General features: G+C 46.9%; 14 protein-coding genes and 1 pseudogene. 11 read left to right on the top strand and 4 right to left on the bottom strand.

Going from position 1 to position 16,052, the window contains the following annotated elements; all coding sequences use genetic code 11:
- Nucleotides 1–108 precede the first annotated feature (108 nt).
- From ABUA47_RS16425 to ABUA47_RS16385, 9 genes are all read left to right on the top strand, one after another.
- Nucleotides 109–384, top strand: coding sequence for a hypothetical protein (locus ABUA47_RS16425; RefSeq protein WP_349824543.1), 276 nt, complete (start codon nucleotides 109–111; stop codon nucleotides 382–384).
- The gene (locus ABUA47_RS16420) at nucleotides 381–593 is read left to right on the top strand and encodes a hypothetical protein (protein WP_044468280.1); all 213 of its coding nucleotides are present in this window, start codon (nucleotides 381–383) and stop codon (nucleotides 591–593) included. Before ABUA47_RS16425 ends, ABUA47_RS16420 begins: the two co-directional genes overlap by 4 nt.
- Complete coding sequence (locus ABUA47_RS16415; protein ID WP_211475782.1) at nucleotides 583–855, top strand: 5-formyltetrahydrofolate cyclo-ligase; 273 nt, start codon at nucleotides 583–585, stop codon at nucleotides 853–855. Before ABUA47_RS16420 ends, ABUA47_RS16415 begins: the two co-directional genes overlap by 11 nt.
- 112 nt (nucleotides 856–967) lie before the next feature.
- The gene (locus tag ABUA47_RS16410) at nucleotides 968–1,435 is read left to right on the top strand and encodes a hypothetical protein (protein WP_349824544.1); all 468 of its coding nucleotides are present in this window, start codon (nucleotides 968–970) and stop codon (nucleotides 1,433–1,435) included.
- On the top strand, nucleotides 1,393–4,875 hold the full coding sequence (locus ABUA47_RS16405; protein WP_349824545.1) for a hypothetical protein: 3,483 nt from the start codon (nucleotides 1,393–1,395) through the stop codon (nucleotides 4,873–4,875). Before ABUA47_RS16410 ends, ABUA47_RS16405 begins: the two co-directional genes overlap by 43 nt.
- 9 nt (nucleotides 4,876–4,884) lie before the next feature.
- Nucleotides 4,885–6,927 carry a hypothetical protein gene (locus ABUA47_RS16400; RefSeq protein ID WP_349831769.1) on the top strand — a complete coding sequence of 681 codons (2,043 nt, stop codon included), beginning with the start codon at nucleotides 4,885–4,887 and terminating at the stop codon, nucleotides 6,925–6,927.
- A gap of 73 nt (nucleotides 6,928–7,000) precedes the next feature.
- On the top strand, nucleotides 7,001–12,202 hold the full coding sequence (locus ABUA47_RS16395) for a hypothetical protein (protein WP_349824547.1): 5,202 nt from the start codon (nucleotides 7,001–7,003) through the stop codon (nucleotides 12,200–12,202).
- A 12-nt stretch (nucleotides 12,203–12,214) separates the two neighbouring features.
- On the top strand, nucleotides 12,215–12,658 hold the full coding sequence (locus tag ABUA47_RS16390; RefSeq protein ID WP_131225227.1) for a hypothetical protein: 444 nt from the start codon (nucleotides 12,215–12,217) through the stop codon (nucleotides 12,656–12,658).
- 89 nt (nucleotides 12,659–12,747) lie between these two features.
- Nucleotides 12,748–13,161 carry a hypothetical protein gene (locus ABUA47_RS16385; RefSeq protein ID WP_196096253.1) on the top strand — a complete coding sequence of 138 codons (414 nt, stop codon included), beginning with the start codon at nucleotides 12,748–12,750 and terminating at the stop codon, nucleotides 13,159–13,161.
- 89 nt (nucleotides 13,162–13,250) lie between these two features.
- Here ABUA47_RS16385 and ABUA47_RS16380 read toward each other — a convergent pair whose 3' ends face one another.
- From ABUA47_RS16380 to ABUA47_RS16365, 4 genes are all read right to left on the bottom strand, one after another.
- Entirely contained in the window at nucleotides 13,251–13,622 is a 372-nt protein-coding gene (locus tag ABUA47_RS16380; protein ID WP_287577644.1) for a pyocin knob domain-containing protein, read from the bottom strand.
- 64 nt (nucleotides 13,623–13,686) lie between these two features.
- Nucleotides 13,687–14,079: a hypothetical protein gene (locus ABUA47_RS16375; RefSeq protein WP_287577646.1), complete on the bottom strand. Its 393-nt coding sequence runs from the start codon at nucleotides 14,077–14,079 to the stop codon at nucleotides 13,687–13,689.
- A gap of 64 nt (nucleotides 14,080–14,143) precedes the next feature.
- Nucleotides 14,144–14,503 carry a hypothetical protein gene (locus tag ABUA47_RS16370; protein ID WP_287577645.1) on the bottom strand — a complete coding sequence of 120 codons (360 nt, stop codon included), beginning with the start codon at nucleotides 14,501–14,503 and terminating at the stop codon, nucleotides 14,144–14,146.
- 55 nt (nucleotides 14,504–14,558) lie between these two features.
- Nucleotides 14,559–14,990, bottom strand: coding sequence for a hypothetical protein (locus ABUA47_RS16365; protein WP_119962306.1), 432 nt, complete (start codon nucleotides 14,988–14,990; stop codon nucleotides 14,559–14,561).
- 104 nt (nucleotides 14,991–15,094) lie between these two features.
- Here ABUA47_RS16365 and ABUA47_RS16360 point away from each other — a divergent pair, with 104 nt between their 5' ends.
- Nucleotides 15,095–15,694 carry a recombinase family protein gene (locus ABUA47_RS16360; RefSeq protein WP_131226398.1) on the top strand — a complete coding sequence of 200 codons (600 nt, stop codon included), beginning with the start codon at nucleotides 15,095–15,097 and terminating at the stop codon, nucleotides 15,692–15,694.
- Nucleotides 15,695–15,840: 146 nt separating this feature from the next.
- Nucleotides 15,841–16,052, top strand: a pseudogene (locus ABUA47_RS16355) (hypothetical protein); the annotation flags it as partial.

Genomic DNA, 16,052 nt, shown 5'->3' with positions numbered 1-16,052 from the left:
AAACAATAGCGGCTGATACTATTAGGTTCATAGTGACAGTCGCTATTGTTGTATATAAAGGTTTAATACCTGTAGTTGGCCGAATACTTACGTAACAGTTATTCGTATATGAAAAATCAAATTTCTGGCATTCTCAACGTGCCTGCCTCCGGCATCCCTACCGTGGGCGAATCCGTTAACGCTCTTACCGAGCAAGTCAATAACCTCCAGCGCCGTTACTACCGTGCTTTGGCTCCCGACTGCGAAGTCAAGACCGAAGCAGACCGCTGGTACTTCCGCGCCATCGTATGGGCATGTGCTGGGATGGTGTTCCCACCATTGGTTGTGGTCACTGCATTGTGCGTTTATAAGGCAAAGAAGTGCCAGAAAGGAGGTGCCAAATGAACCGTATCAAGTCTATAGCACAAAAAGATATTTATGTTCAAGCCGAACGTCTTTGTACAGGAACTGAAACAAGTGAGTCTAAATATTGCCTTGCTTATTATGGCAACTATGTGATGTGCGACATCTCTGCGGAGGATGCCCGTGAAATCATTGCCTGCCTACAGCATGCGCTTGATGTTAATGAGAAAGGAGGACAAAATGAAAAATAAAGAGCAAGAACAGAAAATTACCGATATCAGTATCCATATAGCATCCTTGTCCGCATCGTTCAAACCTGCCCCGGATGCACGCCATGCCACCCATTGGTTCACTACGGATGAAGTCTACGACGCTATTCGTCGCATTGATCCTGGAGCGCATATTAGTAAGGAGCAGGTTCATCAAGCCATGCTTGATGCCGGTTATAAATACCAGAACCGTCCTGGTTCATCAGGACTGGACTTCCGGTGGATGCTCCAAGCGAAAAACTAAATACTACTGTCATATAGGGGGTAATTGTTCGTGATGAATAGTTGCCCCTTCGTTTTTATGTCCTTTCCGTACCGCCTCCCCTATTCTATCTTCGCTGGAAATAACAGTGAATATGATTACAGACCAGCTTGTCAGAGAACGTTTTGTCCATGATATAATGTCTCAAGGCATCAACCTTATTTATGAGACACAAGAAAAAGTTGTGCGTACATATCTCAATTCACGATCCGGTGACCTGGTGGCACATCTTCAGAAACGTCCGTTCATTGCCCAGGAATCAGATACGAAACAAGCCTATTATCTGCGTATATTCCCATATCTCCGCTTTCTTGACATCTATTATCGTCGTGGAGCCGATGACCGTATTTCCCGTCATATTCGCCGTAATCTTGCTCTTTATAACCGGGTGGTCTGGGGAGTGCTGTATCATGAGACATTCCCGGAAATAAAGTACGGTTTCACGGAAGAAGTTCGTACCAATATTCGCAAGGAACTGGAGCAGGCCCTTCAATATGAAAAACTCAAACTGGTAACATTATGGCAAAAAAGCATTTATCCGAAGACGAAATCAAACTCATAATCTCAGGTGACAGTTCCAAGCTTCAGGAAGAGCTGCATACACTGACCAAGGAAACCAAGGCTTTGAAAAAGGAAGAGGCCGAACGCCGCAAGGCTATGGTGGAGCTCGAAGCCCAAGGCAAAAAGAACACGAAAGACTATCAGAACCTTGCGAAAGAGTGCAAAGACTATACGGCCAAAATTTCCAAAAACAATGAGAAAATAAGTCTGCTGACCCGTAACTTGAAAGTCAACGATCTCACCATGAGACAGCTCAAGAAAGAAGCTAAGGAGCTTTCCGCTGCTTTGGATGATATGACTGAATCTGCGAATCCGGAAGAATATGCCAAACTCAATACCCGTCTCAGAGAAGTCCGTGCCCGCATGAGCGAGTTACGCAGTGCAGGTAACAACATGAACAATGAGTTCGGCAACAGCGTGAATTGGATGTCCAAGTTAAAAATGGCAGCCAAGGCTTTCATTGCCGTTAAGGTTGTCGGATGGCTTAAGGATGTCCATAACCAGGCATACGAGACACGCAAGGAATTTGCCAAATACGAGGCAGTCCTCCGGAATACTTTCCAGTCGCAGAAGAAGGCTAATGATGCCATGAAGATGCTTCAGCAATTGGCAGCAGACACCCCATCATCCTTGCAGGAATGGACTGAAGCATATATCAAGCTGGTTAATCGTGGGGTCAAGCCTACCAGCCAGGAGCTTGTCAACATGGGAGACCTTGCCGCTTCCCAAGGAAAGTCCATCGATCAGCTCATTGAGGCTATACTTGATGCGATGACCGGGGAGAACGAACGTCTGAAGGAGTTCGGTATCAAGGCTTCCAAATCCGGGGAGACAACAAAGTTCTCTTTCCGAGGAGTGACTACCGAAGTGCGTAATTCTGAGGATGCCATCAAGGATTATCTTCTTTCTCTCGGTCGTGTCGACGGCATTGCCGGTTCCATGGCCGTGCAGATGCAGGAACTTGAAGGAATCCAGTCCAACCTTGGAGACACAATGGATGCCTTTTTCAATAAAGTGGGAAAAAAGCTGGAGCCGTTCTGGAAATCCATGTTGAAGTATGCCAATGGATTCTTCACTAAACTTGGGGAAATGTTCACCACTTATACGGAAACTTACGAGAACCATTTCGACAAGATGGTACAGCTTGAGAGCGCATTGCCGGGACTGTTGAACCGATACGAGGAACTGGTTGGCAAGTCCTCACGTTCAGCCGAAGAACAGAAAGAACTGGCCAGCGTCATCGCCCAGATAAAGAATATGGTACCCGGCGCTGTTTCCGCTTTCGATGAGTATGGACGTGCAATTGCCATCTCTGGAGAAAAGGTCGAAGAATTTCTAATAAAACAACGTGCCTTGCTCAAATTTGAAAATCAGAAAGCGATAAAAGAAATCACAAAACAAATAGAAAACTATCGGAAAAAAATAAAGGAGTTACAAGAACTGTACACCTATGGGAGGACCAACATGGTTAGCCAGGGTATGTTTGCTTCTCCCATCATAACGGTAGATAAATCGGATGCAATGAAAAAAGCAACAGCTGAAGAGATTGAGAATTACAGCAACATGCTTTTGGGTGCCGAAGAGAAATTGAAACAACTGAACGGCCAGACTATTGAAGAAACCGTCAAGAACCAGCAGAAGCTTGCAGAAGCACGCCAGAACTTCAACAAGATGGAGAAGGTTCAGTTGCAAGCCTGGATAAAGAATAACAAGGACGCAGCTGGCGAGTATGTGGAAATAGCCCAGGAAATATACAACAAGCGTTTTCCGGCAGAAGATTCTGACGCGACCAAGAAGAAGGCTGACAAGGCACTGAAAGAACAAGTTGAAACCGAGAAGAAAGTCTTGGCAGACCTCGCGGCTCTGCGTGACCAAGAATTAACGGACGAGGAACGGAAGATTACCGCCGTAATGAATGTACAGAAACTGTTACTGGCAAGACGGCAGATGACGGAAAAACAGTATGCTGTATGGATGACCACACTTGGCAGCAACTTGGCAGACCGTCGTCTTGCCATTGAGAAAGAATACGCCAGCAAAGCAGAGAAGCTGGAATTGAAAAATGGGGAACTGAAAGGGCAAGCGGTGAAAAATGCAGCCAGGCGTGTGGAACAAGCAGAACAAAAATCGTTCGAAGCGCGTCTGAAAGCAGAGCAGACTTACCGGGACAACATGGAAGCTATCCGGGAAATGGCAGAACATACACCGACCACCCCCGAAGCACGACTGGAGACAGAATACCAAACCAGACTACAGATGCTGAAAGCATACTACCAGGCTTCACTGGTGTATGCCCGACAACATGGGGAGGACGAAGCAGCCGTAACAGAAATATATAATCAGGCCAAGCTGAATCAGGACAGACTGTACAAGGAAGAAAAGATAAGACTCGCCAAGAAAACATCTGAAGAGTTGAGGGCATTACAAGGTAATGATATTTCCCAACAGTTCACGGATATATACAATAATATAGAAAATTTGAAGGAGGCAATCAGTAACGCCAATTTCGAGGGGATGCTCCAAAGTATCCAGGGTATTGTAAATTCTGTCTTGGCTGGGCTGAGCAATTCCTTCAATACTTTCAAGCGGATTGAAATAGATAATGTAGAGGCAAAATATGATGCAGAGATAGAGGCTGCGCAAGGAAATGCCGAAGAAATAGAACGTCTGGAGCAGGAAAAAGCCCAGAAGAAGCTGGATATTGAAAAAAAATATGCAGATGTTCAGTTTGCAGTAAAGGCTTCCCAGATTATTGCCAATACTGCGATGGCCATAATGATGGCTTTAGCCCAACTGGGACCGATTGCCGGACCGATTGCAGCAGGGGTAATGGCTGCCACCGGAGCTGTCCAGTTGGCCGCAGCCAATGCGGAACGGGAAAAAGTCAAGAATCTGACTCTTTCCGGCAGTAATTCCGGCAGTTCCGGTACCGGCGCACGCGTTGCCACCGGTCGCCAGTCCGGAGGCAAGATTGATGTCCGGCGCGCCCAGGATGGAAAGCTCTTTCCCGATGCCGACTACGACCCTGATGCACGGGGATTCATTGACCGTCCTACTGTCATAGTAGGTGAAGGGCCTTCCGGACAATCCAAAGAATGGGTGGCCAGCAATGCAGCTGTAAGCAACCCTACCGTCGCACCGATACTTGACATACTGGACAAGTCCCAGCAGGCCGGTACCATAAGGACACTTGACCTTAACCAGGCAATCCGTGCTCGAATGGCCGGTTATTCATCCGGTGGCTCCATTGATGCCCAGAAATCTGCAGTGCCGGTACCGCCTGCGCCATCAGGAACCTCTCTGCCTCCAAGACTGATGGAACGCCTGGCCAATGCAATCATCCGTATTGATGAAGAAGGCATCCCAGCATCCGTCACTCTATCTGAACTTGAACGCAAGCAGGAATTGCGGAACCGTTCGCGTAAAATAGGAAGCAAATAACATTTCATCATGAAAATAGTACATTCTTCAGGAAAAGCCTATCAACTGGCACCTGACACGCAAATTGAAATCGAACGTCCGAATCTGTTCTTCAATGATTATGGTGAGCAGTCACTTCCGGTGGATCTCCCGGATACAAACCTGAACCGGGAACTGACCGGTTACCCCGATATGGTGGCCAACCGTAAAAAGCCGCAGACAGACATCACATGCAGCATCCGAGACGGTGACTACTGTGTGACCGCCCGGCAAGCCATACTCGGTGCCAAGCGGAAAGAGAAGATAACGACGACATTCTACATGAACGAGGGCAGTTTCCTTTCGCGCATCGAGAAAGTTGCCGTACCGGCCGTTTTCGGCAGCGAGACCGTACCCGGAGTAGAAACCGTAGAGCAGGGTATCAACTGGTGCCGTTCGTTGCTCGACAACACCAATCCGCATTTCACCCTCTTCCCCGTCATCATCGAGCTGGACGGAGAAAAACGCGGAGTGAACGTCACCTGCGTAATGGACGAGAATGGAAGGCCGATGCAGGTCCGTCCCAGAGTCACAAGGAAACAAGGCTTATACAACTCATATGCCCGTACAGAGAAGGTGGACAGCCGTATAATCACACTTGATCCCGGTTACTACATTACGCCCTTCATCCGTGCCACCTACCTACTGGAACGTATCTTCTCCTATTTCGGCTATACCTTGCAACCGAATTTTTTCACCGAGACCGAGCCTTTCAAAAGCATGGTGTTCATCAACAATACTGCTGATGCGCTGGTGAACGGCACCATCCTGCTAGCCCACCTGGTGCCCGACTGCCTATGCTCCACCCTGCTCGAAGTCTTCCGCACGAAGTTCTGTTGCGAGTTTGTTCCAGACGAAGTGGCCAAGACCGTCCGCATAGAGTTTTTCAAAGACATGATAGCCGCACGCAACCCGACAGACTTGACGGCTTGTCTGGCCGGACAACCGGAAATCAATTACGAGACAGCCCGTCAGCTGAAGCTATCGTCAAAGAGCTCCCTCAGCAATGGAAGCACTCTTGACAGCACCACCGAGCTGGAGCGCAAATACCCCACGGCCTACTATGACATGGCATCCGGCAGATACGTAAGGATGGGCTATGGCAGGGAGGGCGTTATCAGGGTAGTGTCCGACGGAAACCTGCCGTTCTATGCCGGAGAAGAAGGACTGGATGACTATGAAGTGGAGGTGCCCGACAGTCAGTTCTGTTTCGACAGTCTGATGTTTTTCGTGCAGGGCACTATCAACGGAAGAGAATACGGGAATTCCGTAACTGCCCCCTATATCGGAGAAGGAAGGATGCTCAACAGTACTATCCGGGTAGCGGACGAAAGTACGAAAAGTGAGGGTAGTGAGGAAGCGACAAGCGATCCCTACCTGACCGAAACCTCCCATGACCAGAATCCCATGCTGGCTTTCGCCTTGAATAACAGTACCGGACTGCCCGTCGGGGCAAACCACGATGCCGCGCGTGGCTACTCCCTTCTGTACAACGGCCCTATCGGTATCTATGAAAAATTCTGGCGAGACTTCGACACCTTGCTGCGCAATGCCCTGCACAAGGTAACAGTTCCGCTACTGATGACGAATACAATGAAGCAATCCCTCCCCGTCTACCGGAAAGTGGCACTGGGCGGTTCGGAATACCTCATCGACGTGCTGAAGTACACTCTCGGAGGCAACAATATGCCAATGGATACAACGTTGCTCACTACGCAGCTCCAGGAGCCCGTAACCATGGCCATGGACGAGAGCGAACGGATGAAGATGCCTGCCTACAAGTGGAAGGTAAACTGCACGCTATCCGAAATGACAGAAGACGAATGGACAGCAGCAGGCTTCGAGGTGGGAGCGCTGGTGGACATGACCATCGTTTATCTTGCACCGCCCACCGAGAAACAATATGCCGCAGGCGGACAGTACCACAAGCGGACGGACTACTACAGCTATATGTATTATCCGCGCCGGGAAGAAGGTGAAATCTGTTATAGAAGAGTGTCCGTTTACATGACTCCCCAATTGATTACAGATTAAGGCGGTTGATGATTCGTTGTCCTTTCTGCATGCAATCAATCCACATAAATTCGCACCAAAAACAGAATGTAAAATGAATATCATCCAACAGCCCGACATGCTGTCGCTCTCGATGAACCTGAAAAATTTCATCATCGGCTCTTCCCGGCAGACGACATTCACTCTGAAGGCCGGCGACAAAGAACTGGTGTCTCAGGTATATGCTCCTGACGAAAACGGAGTGATGGAGATAGATATACATGAAATTGTACACTCGTTTTTGTCATACAGCTTGAAAGACATCGGAGAGGTATATCAGCAAACCAACCTGGTTGCCGATTTCACAGCAGTCATCGACTCCACCGAAATCACCTTTCGCGTTATCCGCTCTGGAGTGGACCGCTTGACTGACTCTCCCACCAATTTTCTGACACAGAATTTCCTCACCTGGCAGCCGAATGTAAAGCCGGTCACTTATTATTCTCCGGAGTTCCTGACCTACTATGCTGTGGTTGCCGGTACAGTCAAACTCCGCGCATACTTTACTGATGAGTTTGGAACTGTTAAATCTCAGACTGATTATACTGTTACAGAATTGATGCCAGGTATAGCTTATACCATGCCTCTACAATACTCTGTCGTTGCGGGATGGCTGGAACATAAATTACCTGCATATTACGATGTATGGGTTGAGGGCACATCCGGACAACGCCTCACATATATCCAGCGGTATTATGCTGAGAACATGAAGTCGGAGCAGGAACAGTGGATATTGTTTGAAAACTCTTTGGGAGGTGTCGATACATTCCGAGCATATGGTAACACTGTATTCAATGGCGAACACACGCATAATATTGCTGAAATTGACGAAATTTTTTCAGAATACCGTGTAGACACGGAGAGGAAGTTTCAAAAAAATACTGGTTACCTGAATGGAGATGAGCGCAAATGGCTGCTTGATTTCTTCCCGTCAAATGGCAAGTATCTGTACGCCGGTAATTATTTGCGCCGGATAGTTGTAACAGACAGCAATGTCAGCTATACAGACCGCGAACTTCCAAGCAATTATACGTTCACATTCAAGTATGCCGACGCTCGTCCATTACTAAATCTTCCCCGAACCGATGTCCCTACAGACGTTCTCAACATTACCGTACCTGAAGTCGGTTCTTTTACAGTGCCCCCTCGGCTTGCTGAATTTCCCCGCTTACCACTTTCCGAGGGGGCCTTATTTCCCATACAAAATCCATATTCAGAGGAATGGTCAACTACTAATGTAGCTGCAATTGGGTATTACCTCGCAGACTTTTTTTCTCGCATATTTGGTTCTGGCGGTGGTGTCGGTCATAAACATCGTAACTATGATTTGCTTGAATTGCTTTCATATATTGAAGATTATCTGCTGGTAAATGGTCAAAAGATAAAGGCTGGCTATGCGGATAAAGCTGGTTCTGTTGAGGGAATGGAGGATATTTTTCTTCACAAAAACAAGGCTGATGGTACTCCTTTTCCGATTACCTTCGGAGATTGTGCCAAGTTCGGCGAATTCCTCACCGGCATTTCCGGAGGGTGTATCGATAAGAATGGCATCCTTGAAATGGAAGAGGGCATTTTCCGCAAGCGTGTGTTTTTTCCGGAAGCAGCCTATAACCGTGTGACCTATTTTAAAGGCAGGATGTGCGCCTCTCCCGGAGGCGGATGTACGGTCAAGGAATGGAGCGACAACGGTGACGGCAGCTATACCATAACTCCAGACTTGACGGATGCCGACGGGCTGAGCCAGTTTGTGGATGATATACTTACTACTTACTTCGTCACCAAGAACGCCGAAGGCAAGCTGCAGGGGTTCGAGGAGATGAAGTTCCGGGTGACTTCTGCCGACTATACAGCCAAGACATTCGTCATGACGCCGAAGCCGGGTACTGACTGGAAGCCGGGGGAATCTATGGTACTCGCCCAGACGGGTAACTTTACGGACCCGGAACGGCAGACGTACATCCTTATCGATACGGTGGGCGGCAACAACTGCATCACTTTCTTTGACCACGCCAATACCTGGGATGTCGAACCTGCCCAGGAAGTCGCATGGGTTGGCAAGAAGAAAGGCAGAACAGTTCACGGCATACCGGCTGACAACTACTCGGCTGTTTTTCGCCACGTCATCATGTCCGGCAAGATATTCCAGGTGGATGACATTACCGGAGAGGCGTTTCGGGTGCCATTGTTCAAGGGGACGTGGAAAAAGGGTGAGAAGTATGCCTATTACGATGAGGTGACGCATAACGGCAGTTCATGGATATGTGTCAATGAGAAAGGCACGTCTACAGAACCGGCAGACGGCAATGCCGACTGGCTGAAATATGCGGCAAAGGGAGAAAGCGGCAAGGGCATCAAGTCTACCGATGTGGAATACGCGATATCGGTGTCGAATGTCATTGCCCCGGTGGACGGTTGGCAGACTACCTCCCCAGAATGGGAAGCCGGCAAGTATATCTGGTCGCGGACGAAGATTGTCTATTCTGATGGCGAAGTCAAGTACACACAAGCGGCTTGTATCAGTGGTGGGCAGGGAGCTGACGGCAAGGGCATCAAGTCCATTACCGAAGAATACTACCTTTCCTCTTCATCGGCCACCACAACCGGAGGCGAGTGGCAGACTACCTCTCCGGCATGGAAAAACGGATGGTATATCTGGACCCGGACAAAGATAGTCTTTACTGACGATACTTCCACCACAACGAACGCCATCTGTGTGACTGGCAGTAAGGGTGCAGACGGTACAAGCATCACCAATTGCGGTGAATGGGAAACCGGAAAGCATATACCTTACATGGGTATTACCAAGATGGCCGGACGTGTCTTTTTATGTGTCGCTCCTGATGGTACCGACAATCCTCCGATGTGGACTCAGACAACTAATGAGGGGCGCCGTATCCTGCAGACGCAGAACGGTGGCAAGTCCTACGGTTATACCATTACCGGGGACTTGAATACCGCTGAATATGAGCTGCTGGTAGAGAACGGCCAGGATGGTAAGGATGGAAAAGGCTATGAGTGGATATTCAAGCATACGACAGAGAATGTGACGCCTCCTACGCCAGCCACCTCGCAGGTGGATGACTACGTGCCGTCCGGCTGGCATGATGACCCGATTGGGGTTTCCGAATCCCTGCCATACGAGTGGGCTTGCTGCCGGACTAAGAAGGACGGTGTATGGAGCGCGTTTTCACCGGCAGCCATCTGGGCCAAATGGGGCTTTGACGGCGAGTCGGCCATTGTAGCCGATTTCGACAACGAGATGGAGAGCATTGCCTTGACATACGAAGGAAAGACTGTTTCGCAGTCCGTGCTCAATACAACCGTCGGCATGTGGTATGGTACGAAGAAACTACAGCTCAAGTCCATCTCATGCGTGACCCCTGCCGGTGTCACGGAGAGCTACAATGTCAATACGGGTGTGATAGCGTTTACCGTGGCTTCCGGCATTTCGATGCCTGCACGTTCAGAGGTCAGGATAACCGTTACGGCTACGGTACAGGATACGGATATAAGCCGTGAGCTGGTATTCACCATTGCCGGGGTGCGTGCCGGTAATCCGGGCAGTGATGCGGTGCTCTATAGACTGGTGCCTTCCGTCTCATCGGTAAGCAAGCGGAAGGATGGTACCTACAGTGTGGCAAGCGTGTCATGTACACGTACCAAGTCGGTCGGTGGCAGTACAGCTGTTACGACTGACGGTGTGCTGAAATACAGTAAGGACGGTGGTTCGGAGGTCGAGATACAGAACGGCACGGCCATTTCCCCGAAGAACTTCACGACGCAGCTGCAGTTCGTGTTCTACGTGGGTGGGCAGGTCGTGGACCGGGAAACTATACCCATGGTTGTGGACGGTAACGACGGTAATCCTGGAAAACCTGGCGGCGACGGCGAATCAGTCAAGGCTGGCGGTGAGTGGCGCACGGCTAATACTCCATTCAAAAAGCTCACCATCTGCACGATGGGTGGCCGGTCATGGCTCTCCAAGGTTGATACTTCGAATCCACCTCTATGGACTCAGACAACTCATGACGGGAGGCGAATCACTCAGACCCAGAACGGCGGCAAGTCCTACGGTTATATTATTACCGAAGAAGTGAACACCGACGAATGGGAACAACTGACATCAGACGGCGGCATGGTCTATCTCATCAGTACATGCAGCAATATACGGGTGAGCAGTGCCGGGTCGCTTGTTCCTTCGGCTTTCCGCGTCTATGCCAAGCGGACGCTTGGTAGCGCCACATTGACTTATCCGGACGGATATTTGGCAGCGAGAGGCTACAGCAACGGGATATGGAGCGCCATCGCAGGGCCTTCGAGGGCTTCCGAGATTACGGTCAACGCTTCGGCTGGGTATTCCACTTTCTCGGTTCGCTGTTATCAGAGCCAGGCGGACGCTTCGGCATGGAATGACAGTTTCATTGCGGAGATATCAGTGGGTGTCAGCTATGACGGAGCAAGCGGACGAGACGCCAGCGAGCCGCGTCCGAGAGGTTTTTTCGCCAAAGGCAACACATATGTCTGGAATGAAGATTACCATGACATCGTACTGGCCACATTCAACAATCGTACCATTCCGTTTCGGGTACGGGCTTACGGTACGTCGGTCACTGTCGCACCTACCTCGATAGACGGTGATGCTAATTGGGAGGCAGCACAGCAGTATATGTTTGTGGCTATGGATATGGCTTTAATAAGAAAGATACGTGCCGATGAAATCTATGTGGATGATTTGGTGGTGCAGAATGTGCTGGCAAGGGATAAAACCGGTAAAGCCATGTGCCAGATTGACGGGGAGAATGGTGGCATTGGATTCCTGGCCGGAGGCAATATCCGATGGGATGCCAATGGTAATGTGTTCCAGGACGCCTCAATCTTCCGAAAGCTGAAACTTCTGGAGTCGAAATCCGATTCGTATGAATACTACCTGGATTTCAATACCGGGTTGAACTTTGAAATATCCCGGATATTCTCACTTCCAACGCAAGAGGAAACAATATACCTGCCGAATGCGGCAGAATATGAAGGTGGAGAGTGCATGCTGTATAACGGGGCCGTCTATACCCGTCTCGGGGGACCTGCAAGCATAAAAGTCGCAGGTGGAGGCAGCTTTATCATAGACGGAGAATACTATTCTAAAATAGTTGTCCCGTCGCTTTCCCTTGCTCAATTCAAGGCCGTAGCGACATACTCTGATGGAGTAAAGGATGAGGTGAAATGGGTTCTAATATCAGGAAAAGCGGAATCGAAAACTTAAAATATCAGTGTTATGAAAGTGTTTTATGAAAGCAAAATTGCAAAATGGCTGCTGTGGCAGGGCTACAGCACCATCACATTGGGATGCTTCGTCTTTACGAAGAAAAGCAAGGAGGAGATGAAGCAGAGTACACTTAACCATGAGGCGATTCATGTGCGCCAATGGGAAGAATGTATGATTGCTTCGGCTGTGCTGCTGACGGTAATCATGCTGTTTACCGGGTTCAGTATCTGGGTATATCTACTTTGCCCGTTGTGGTTCTACCTCCAGTATGGGTTGGAGTATGTGATTTCCTACGTGTATCACTTATGCCGTAACCGGTGCTGGGTGAATGTAGGTGATAAGGCTTACGGAAATTCCGCGTTTGAAATGGAAGCGGAAGCTAACGAAGAGGTAGACGGTTATCTTGATGTGAGAACGCCTTTTGAGTTCTTCAAATATTACGGAAAAATTTGATTTATAATTTACAAAACGAGTTAATTATTAAAATGTTAAATCGGGTAATATTTCCATCCGGAAATTATGCCCCTTAAATATGCAATATTATGGCAGAACAAGATATTAGAGAGAATGCGATGAGTGGTGGAACGCCAGCACGGTTGCGTGGACTGGCGGCAAACGGCAACAGTATTAGTCCGACAATTCAAGAGGTAATGAATGCAATGGAAATATACATCTTTAACCTTACGCTGGCAGCAGGTGAAGAAAAAGACCTTGGTGACTTGGGGTACGGTATGTATTTGCTTGCATCCCCCAACAATGCAGCAACTGCTATATTTGCTTTTGGTTCCTATTCAAAAGGTTTTGTGTCAGATGCAGGTTCAAATTTTTACTGTGATTATACAGATGGGACTAAAGGTGTTGTTTTCGGTCGAAAAACGACAAATGGTAGCTTTTTTATCAAAAACAACAGAAGCACTGAAACATCCATAGTCTTAAAAAGGATTGGTACCTTCTGATAGTGGTTCTGCAAGCCATGTGGATTTTCTTCTGGTTATGCCCGTTCCGGCCATATCGGTCAGAACGGGTAATAAATACTATTATCAGATTAGGTAAGAGTTATTGACTTCCATTCGCTCCAATTTCCATTCCAGCATCGTCTTACATACATTCCTATCATATTTTCTGGAACAGCTATTTGATACAAAAACACTCCTCCTGTTATATATTTTGCTCTATGATTTGAGTATATGCCAAAAATAGTATCTGATGAAATGGGTGGATGATTAATAGTATCAGCGTTAAACATGCCAGAAATTCCATAATCTGTTTCGTTATTCAAATCTGCAGCATATCCTTTACCGAAAGTTTCTGCCACCTCTTGAATTGTCGGTGATATGCTATCACCATTTGCTGCCAGTCCACGCAATCTTGTAGGTGTTCCACCACTCATCGCATTTTCCTTAATATCATCTGCCATACTTAATACATTTAAGGGGCAAAGAACACGGCAGAGAAATGAAGGCTTAAAAGCTCTTTTATATTTAGGTATTATTTATCAACGTCCAATCTTTTAAAATCTCTCCATTGCTACGAATGGTTTTAATATATATTCTTGCAGAGTTGGTAATGTATAAATGGGCCGTGTATTGAAACCCTCTTAGCACTAATAAAATCCCAGTCCCCATATTATCTAAATTATCAGTAGATGAATATACACCAGCACTGATTTTACTATTGTATCCTTCACTTAATATGTTCTTACCTTGTTCAAATCCATTAGCTTGCATAAGCCCATTGTTTGTCTCTGTTGCCACCGGCATTGCACTTATTACTTCTGTCAATGTCGGACTAATACTGTTGCCGTTTTTATCCAGTCCACGTAACCGTGCCGGAGTTCCACCACTCATCGCATTTTCCTTAATATCATCTGCCATACTTAATACATTTAAGGGGCAAAGGATTCGGCAACATAAAGGTTATGTAATTTCCAAAGTTTTATTAAGTAAAAGATATAGAGCGCCAATTAATCCAAATATCGCTTTCTTTATTGTATACTCTAAATTTCAAAGAGTCTCCAGTATATGAGACTTTAATTTGGAAATAATATCCCATTGCTTCAATTGATAGGAATAGGCCATTAATTCCTGAGCCGTCTTCGGTAGATATAGCATATCCGCAACTTGTTCCAACATTTTTCAAATCATTGCTTGATAAATATCCTGCATTCCTCATCGTTTTCAATAATAACGTGGATAATAGTATAAGTCCGCTATTTCCTTCTGAATCCAAACACCGAATTTTCTGAGGATTCGTCATTTCCGTCATTTGGTCTTCCCTAATATCTTGCTTCTCTGCCATAATCTTACACATTTAAGGGGCAAAGAACACGGCAGAGAAACATAATGCTGGTTGGCTATAATCTATTTATGGAAAATCTTTGAACACTACTTCTTAAATTTGTAACTCTTATGGTTTTACTGCCGTCTTTTATTTGCTCTATATTAAATAAATTCCCTACGATGTTGGACGAATCAATAACGGCTTTAAAATCTTTTTTATAATAAGCTAAATGGAATAGGAGACTGGAGCCATCAAGTTCCTCGCTGACAAATAGAAATATTCCATAATAAGGAAGAGGAATATCTACACTGCCTTCCCCTACAATACTATATTCGACTATTCCTTGTCCAGCGCTTGCCATCCCTTTCTCTTCCATAGTTGCTACTGGCATTGCGCTTGCTACCTCTTCCAACGTCGGACTAATACTGTTACCATTCGCCGCCAATCCACGCAGCCGTGCTGGTGTTCCACCAGCCATTGCATTCTCTCTAATATCATCTGCCATAATATTCTCACATTTAAGGGGCAAATCTTCCGGATTATGAAAACCTATTATCTCATATTTTATTTTTTCGTAGATATTTTATTACTTTCTCGCAAAAAACAGCTATGAATTACGGTTACATAAGGGTTAGCAGCGAAAAACAGACCGTTGAAAATCAGCGGTATGAGATTATGCAATATTGCAAGCGTAAGGGGCTTGTTATTGATAGATGGATTGAAGAGAGTGTGAGCGGTGCCAGGCATCCTAATGTGCGAAAGTTAGGTAAGATATTGCATAAAATAAATAAGGGAGATATTATATATGTTACAGAGTTATCAAGACTTGGACGCTGTGCATATATGGTTATAGCTATTATATCTCATTGCCTCATGGCCAATGCCAGTATTATTGAAATACGGGATGATAAGTTGGTAAAGGATGACTCAGATTCTGTTCAGGATACATTCTTCAAGGTTCTATTCGCCCAAAAAGAGCGGGAAGACATATCTCGTCGAACCAAAGCAGGGCTTGCTCGTCGTGTGGCTGAAGGCCTGAAATTAGGCCGGCCATCTGGTGGAAAGAATTCGCATTACAAGCTTACAGGAAAGGAACCTCTCATTAGAACTATGCTCGAATATGGTTATTCAAAGGCAGCCATCTGTCGTAAGCTTAAATGTAACCCTAAAACATTGGATGACCATTTGCGGAGAATGTCAAAAAAATAATGTCCTTTTTGAAGGCTACATCCATATCTATCTTTGCATTGACATTCTGTGTCAGTGGAAAATCCCGAATTGGCAGCATGTTTGACATAGGCTTACTTACTTTTGTGGTTGTCTGACAATTTGATGGTTATAAATAAAGTAATAAAATGGGTATGGATGATTGGGTTATGCTGGTGACCGCACTCGGTGGCATCGAGGGCATCAAGCAGCTTATTAAGTGGTGGATGTCGCGCAAAACCAATGCGCGTATTGAGGACGCACATGCGGATGTCGAGGAGTTTAAGGCATTACGGGAGTACAACGAGTTCCTGCAGAAGCAGCTTTCGGAGAAGGAACAGCGGTTTGTGGAGCAGACTGA

It is taken from the genome of Bacteroides sp. RTP31139st1_H2_RTP31139_211217, from assembly GCF_040227615.1.
Lineage (GTDB): Bacteria > Bacteroidota > Bacteroidia > Bacteroidales > Bacteroidaceae > Bacteroides > Bacteroides uniformis.
This window is presented reverse-complemented; position numbering and strand designations above follow the sequence as displayed.